The sequence below is a fragment of the Desulfocurvus sp. genome, assembly GCF_023230885.1.
In the GTDB taxonomy this organism is placed as follows: domain Bacteria; phylum Desulfobacterota; class Desulfovibrionia; order Desulfovibrionales; family Desulfovibrionaceae; genus Desulfocurvus.
The window spans coordinates 1-5,301 of record NZ_JALNWM010000222.1; the positions used below are offsets into that span (position 1 = coordinate 1).

6 protein-coding genes are annotated in these 5,301 nt (G+C 69.0%); all 6 read left to right on the plus strand.

What is annotated here, in order from left to right; genetic code table 11:
* On the plus strand, positions 1-1,095 hold a 1,095-nt coding region (locus M0P34_RS13445), incomplete at its 5' end, for a divergent polysaccharide deacetylase family protein (protein WP_291500008.1).
* Positions 1,096-1,112: 17 nt separating this feature from the next.
* Positions 1,113-2,081: an ABC transporter substrate-binding protein gene (locus tag M0P34_RS13450; protein ID WP_291500010.1), complete on the plus strand. Its 969-nt coding sequence runs from the start codon at positions 1,113-1,115 to the stop codon at positions 2,079-2,081.
* 112 nt (positions 2,082-2,193) lie between these two features.
* Positions 2,194-3,081: an ABC transporter permease gene (locus M0P34_RS13455; protein WP_291500012.1), complete on the plus strand. Its 888-nt coding sequence runs from the start codon at positions 2,194-2,196 to the stop codon at positions 3,079-3,081.
* A complete protein-coding gene (locus M0P34_RS13460) occupies positions 3,075-3,869 on the plus strand; it encodes an ATP-binding cassette domain-containing protein (RefSeq protein ID WP_291500014.1) in 795 nt (264 codons plus the stop codon). Before M0P34_RS13455 ends, M0P34_RS13460 begins: the two co-directional genes overlap by 7 nt.
* A 70-nt stretch (positions 3,870-3,939) precedes the next feature.
* The gene (gene ndk / locus M0P34_RS13465; RefSeq protein ID WP_291500015.1) at positions 3,940-4,362 is read left to right on the plus strand and encodes a nucleoside-diphosphate kinase; all 423 of its coding nucleotides are present in this window, start codon (positions 3,940-3,942) and stop codon (positions 4,360-4,362) included.
* Positions 4,363-4,369: 7 nt separating this feature from the next.
* The gene (gene proC / locus M0P34_RS13470) at positions 4,370-5,161 is read left to right on the plus strand and encodes a pyrroline-5-carboxylate reductase (protein ID WP_291500017.1); all 792 of its coding nucleotides are present in this window, start codon (positions 4,370-4,372) and stop codon (positions 5,159-5,161) included.
* Positions 5,162-5,301: the final 140 nt, after the last annotated feature.

Consider the following 5,301-nt stretch of genomic DNA (forward strand, 5'->3'; position numbering starts at 1 on the left):
CCGCCCGTTCCCGGAGCGGACCAGCCCGTTCCCGGCGCGGACCAGCCCGCCCTGCCCTACGAGGAGCCCGAAAGCCCGGTCCTCGAACGCTCCGTCCGCCAGGTCGATTTCGCCCTGCTGGAGACCCTGCTCTTCACCGGCTACGACCCCCACGCCATGACCATCCGCGAGACGCGCCTGGAAACCCGGGGCGGGGAGCACTACCACTTCCAGATCGTGGACATCGAACTGGAAAACGGCCCTGGCCGCTTCCTGGACATCCTGGCCCGCTCGCTGGCCAAATGGGCCCCCGAGGCGACCCTGGCCCCCGGCGAACAGGGCGCCTACGTCGTTTCCGTGGCCGGGGTGCCGACCCATGTACTGGAGTTCGCCACCGCCGTGCCCCTGCCCGCACCCCCCGGCCCGCCCGCCGAAGGCCCGGCCACCTGGGGCGCCCTGCTGGCCGTGGTCATCGACGACATGGGCCAGGACCTGCGCTTCGCCCGCGAGCTGGCCGCCCTGCCCTTCCCGGTGACGTTCTCCATCCTGCCCGGCACGCCGCACAACCGCGAGGTGGCCGCCCTGGCGGCCAAGTCCGGGCGCGAGGTGCTGCTGCACCTGCCCATGGAGCCCAAGGGCTGGCCGGGCATCAACCCCGGCCCGGGCGCGCTGTTCACCTTCATGGCCCCCGACGAGATGCGCCGCGTGCTGGCCGCCGACCTGGACGAGGTGCCCGGGGCAGTCGGCGTGAACAACCACATGGGTTCGCGCTTCACGGGCCACGCCGACGGCATGGCCGTGGTCCTCGACGAGCTGCGCGCGCGCGGGCTCTTCTTCCTGGACAGCCTGACCGCCCGGGGCAGCACCGCCGTGGGCCTGGCCCGCGACATGGGCCTGCCCGTCTACCGGCGCAGCGTGTTTCTGGACAACATCCGCGACGTGGGGGCCATCACCCGCCAGATGGAGAAGGCCGCCCGCGCCGCCGCCGCCACCGGGCAGGCCGTGGCCATCGGCCACCCCTACCCCGAAACCCTGGCCGCCCTGCGCCAATGGGCCCAGCGCGAGAACAGCACGGTGAGCATCGTGCATCTCAAAAGACTCAAACCACTCAACTGACCAAGGGAGAACCTGCCATGAAACGCCTGTCCATCCTCGCCGTCCTGGCGATCCTGGCCGGCCTGTGCGCCCCCGCCGCCTGGGCCAGGAACTACACCGTTTCCGTGAACCAGTTCGTGGAACACCCGGCCCTGGACGCCGTGCTGCGGGGCGTGCAGGACAGCCTGAAGGAGCAGGGTTTCGAGGTCGCCTACCACGTCCACAACGCCCAGGCCAACATGGCCACGGCCAACCAGATCGCCCAGGCCATCGCCGGCGAGAAGCCCGACCTCGTGGTCGCCATCGCCACACCCAGCGCCCAGGCCTGCGCCCAGATCATCAAGAAGGCCCCGCACATGGCCCAGGTGCCGCTGCTCTTCTCGGCCGTCACCGACCCCAAGGGCGCCGGGCTGGTGGCCGACCTGCAGCGCCCCGGCGCCAACATCAGCGGCGTCTCGGACATGACCCCCGTGGACCGGCACCTGGAGATGATGCGCGAGATACTGCCCGGCCTGACCGACCTCGGCGTGGTCTACAACTCCGGCGAAGCCAACTCCAAGACCCTGGTGAACATGCTGCGCGAAGCCTGCCAGGCCAGGGGCGTGACCCTGCACGAGGCCTCCGCCGCCAAGACCGCCGACGTGTACCAGGCCACCAAGAGCCTCGCCGGGCGCGCCCAGGCCGTCTATGTGCCCACGGACAACACCGTGGTCTCGGCCCTGGAGTCCATGGTCAAGGTCTGCGAGCAGAACAAGATGCCCCTGTTCGCCGCCGACGTGGACTCCGTGCCCCGCGGCGCCGTGGCGGCCCTGGGCTTCGACTACTACCTCCACGGCAAGCAGACCGGCGCCATGGCCGGGCGCATCTTCGGCGGCGCCTCCGTGGCCGAAACCCCCGTGGAGTTCCAGCAGGGCATGAGCCTGCACCTGAACCTGCCCGCCGCCAAGGCCCAGGGGGTCGACATCCCCGAGGCCGTGCGCGCCAAGGCCGACAGGATCGTGGAATAGGGGCGCCCTTGCACTTGGCCGCAATACACGGTAAGGGCGCGGCCTGGCCGCGCCCTGCCCGTTTTTTCGGCCCGGCGCCACCACACACCCTTTTGCAACCGGATCGCCGCCGATGACTTTCTTCGCCCTCATGGGAGCCCTGGAGCAGGGCCTCGTCTACGGAATCATGGTCCTTGGGGTCTACCTGACCTTCAGGATACTCGACTTCCCGGACCTGACCGTGGACGGCAGCCTGCCCCTGGGCGCCGCCGTGTCCGCCGTGTGCATCACCCAGGGCATGCACCCCGCCCTGTCGCTGCTGGCGGCCATGGCCGCCGGGTTCCTCGCCGGAGCCCTCACCGGCCTGCTCAACACCAAGCTGGGCATCCTGCACCTGCTCGCCTCCATCCTGACCATGACCGCCCTCTACTCGGTGAACATCCGCATCATGGGCGGGCCCAACGTCTCCCTGCTCGGCGTGGACACCGTCCTCGACCCGCTCATGCGCACGGGCCTGCCCGGATACTACGCCTCGCCGCTGCTCTTCGCCGTGCTGGCCGCGGCGGTCATCCTCGCGCTCATCTGGTTCCTGTACACGGAAATGGGCCAGGCCATGCTCGCCACCGGCGACAACCGCCAGATGATCACCAGCCAGGGCGTGGACACCCACAAGGTCATCATCCTCGGCGTGGGCCTGTCCAACGCGCTGGTGGCCCTGGCGGGCGGGCTCATCGCCCAGAACCAGGGCGCTGCGGACGTGAACATGGGCGTTGGCACCATCGTCGCCGGGCTGGCCTCGGTCATCGTGGGCGAAACGGTCTTCGGCAACCGCTCCCTGCCCCGGGCCGTGGTCGCCGCCGTGGTCGGCTCCATCATCTACCGCGTGGCCATCGCCCTGGCCCTGGGCCTGAAGATCGGCTCCTTCAGCTTCACCCCCAGCGACCTGAACCTGATCACCGCCCTGCTGGTGGTCGTGGCCCTCACGGCCCCAAGGCTCAAGAAGAGGTTCGGAAAATGCTAGAACTCTCCGGCCTCACACTCTATTTCCACAAGGGCAGCATCAACGAGGTCCGCGCGCTCTCGGACGTGAACCTGACCATCCACGAGGGCGACTTCATCACCGTCATCGGCTCCAACGGCGCGGGCAAATCCACGCTGCTGAGCGCCCTGGCGGGCTCCTACGCGCCCCACAGCGGCAGCGTGACCATGCGCGGGCAGGACATCACCCGCTGGCCCGAGCACAAACGCGCCCGTTTCATGGGCCGCGTGTTCCAGGACCCCCTGCGCGGCACCTGCGCCAGCCTGTCCATCGCCCAGAACATGGCCCTGGCCCTGCGCCGGGGCAAATGGCGCGGGCTCACGCGCGGAGTCACCGCCGCCGACCGCAGGCTCTTCGCCGCCGAGGTCAAAAAAATCGGCCTCGGCCTGGAGTCGCGCCTGGACGACCGCATCGGCCTGCTCTCCGGCGGCCAGCGCCAGGCCCTGACCCTGCTCATGGCCACCATGGTCCGCCCCGACCTGCTGCTGCTCGACGAACACACCGCCGCCCTGGACCCCAAGACGGCCAACCAGACCCTGCTGCTCACCGAGCACCTGGTCACCTCCCAGAGCCTGACCACCCTCATGGTCACCCACAACATGAACCAGGCCATCAAGCTCGGAAACCGCCTGATCATGCTCCACCAGGGTGAAATCATTCTCGATGTCGCCGGAAAGGCCAAGGAGGAACTCACGGTCAACGACCTGCTGGCCCAGTTCTACAAGGTCAAGGGCGAGGAGTTCAGTTCCGACAAGATGCTGCTCACATGATCCCCGGCGGCCCGGACTTTCCCGCCGGACCGCCGTTTTTCCGCAACCAACCACAGGTATGGAGGACGCAATGGCTCTGGAACGCACCTTTTCCATCATCAAACCCAACGCCGTGGCCAAGAACAAGGTCGGCGCCATCCTGGCCATGATCGAAAACGCCGGGCTCAGGATCGTGGGCACGCGCATGATCCACCTGACCCGCGCCCAGGCCGAGGGCTTCTACGCCGTGCACCGCGAGCGCCCCTTCTTCGACTCGCTGTGCTCCTTCATGTGCTCGGGCCCCGTGGTCGTCTCCGTGCTCGAAGGCGAGGACGCCATCGCCCGCTACCGCGAGATCATGGGCGCCACCAACCCCGCCAACGCCGCCGAGGGCACCATCCGCAAGCTCTACGCCGACGACATCGAGGCCAACGCCGTCCACGGCTCCGACGGCCCCGACACCGCCGCCGTGGAAATCGCCTACTTCTTCAACGCGCTCCAACTGGTGAGGTAGCCACGACATGACCAGCATCGGCTTCATCGGCGTGGGCAACATGGGCAGCGCCATCATCCGCGGCCTGGCCGCGCGCGGCGACGTGACCCTCGCGGGTTACGACCTGAACACCGAGAGCCTCGCGGCCCTCGCCCCCGTGGGCCTCCAGGCCGCCGCCTCGCCCCGGGAACTGGCCGAGCAGTGCCAGATCATCCTGCTCGCCGTGAAGCCGCACCAGGTCAAGGCCGTGCTGGAAGACATCAGCCCCGCCCTGAACCAGGGGCGGACCGTCGTCTCCATCGCGGCTGGCATCACCATGAAAAAACTCCTCAAATGGGCCGACCCCGCCCCGGTGGTGCGCGTCATGCCCAACACCCCGGCCATGGTCGGCGCGGGCGTCTTCGCCCTCTGCCTGGAGGACGAACGCCTGGACCAGCAGCGCAAGGACCTCCTCACCGACCTCTTCCAGGGCCTGGGCCAGGTCCATGTGCTGCCCGAAAGGCTCTTCGACGCCTTCACCGCCGTGGCGGGCTCCGGCCCGGCCTATGTGTTCTACTTCATGGAAGCCGTCATCGAGGCGGGCGTGACCCTGGGCCTCACCCGCCAGCAGGCCACCCGCATGGTCGAGGGGCTCTTCCTCGGCTCGGCCAGGCTCGCCGCCGAGTCCGAGCACCACATCAGCGTCCTGCGCGAAATGGTCTGCTCCCCGGCGGGCACGACCATCGCCGCAACCAACGCCTTCGACGAACACGCCGTGCGCGCCGCCATCCTCGAAGGCGTCCTGCGCTCGGCCCGCCGCAGCAAGGAACTCGGCGACTAGACCGCCCGCCCCCCCGACACAAGCCAAGGCCCGGCCCGCAAACGCGGACCGGGCCTTTCTCGTGCCCCTCCGTTCCGACAACGCAGAACACGGGACACAAGCCCTACGCCAGCCCCCCCCGCACGCGAATGCCCCCCGGC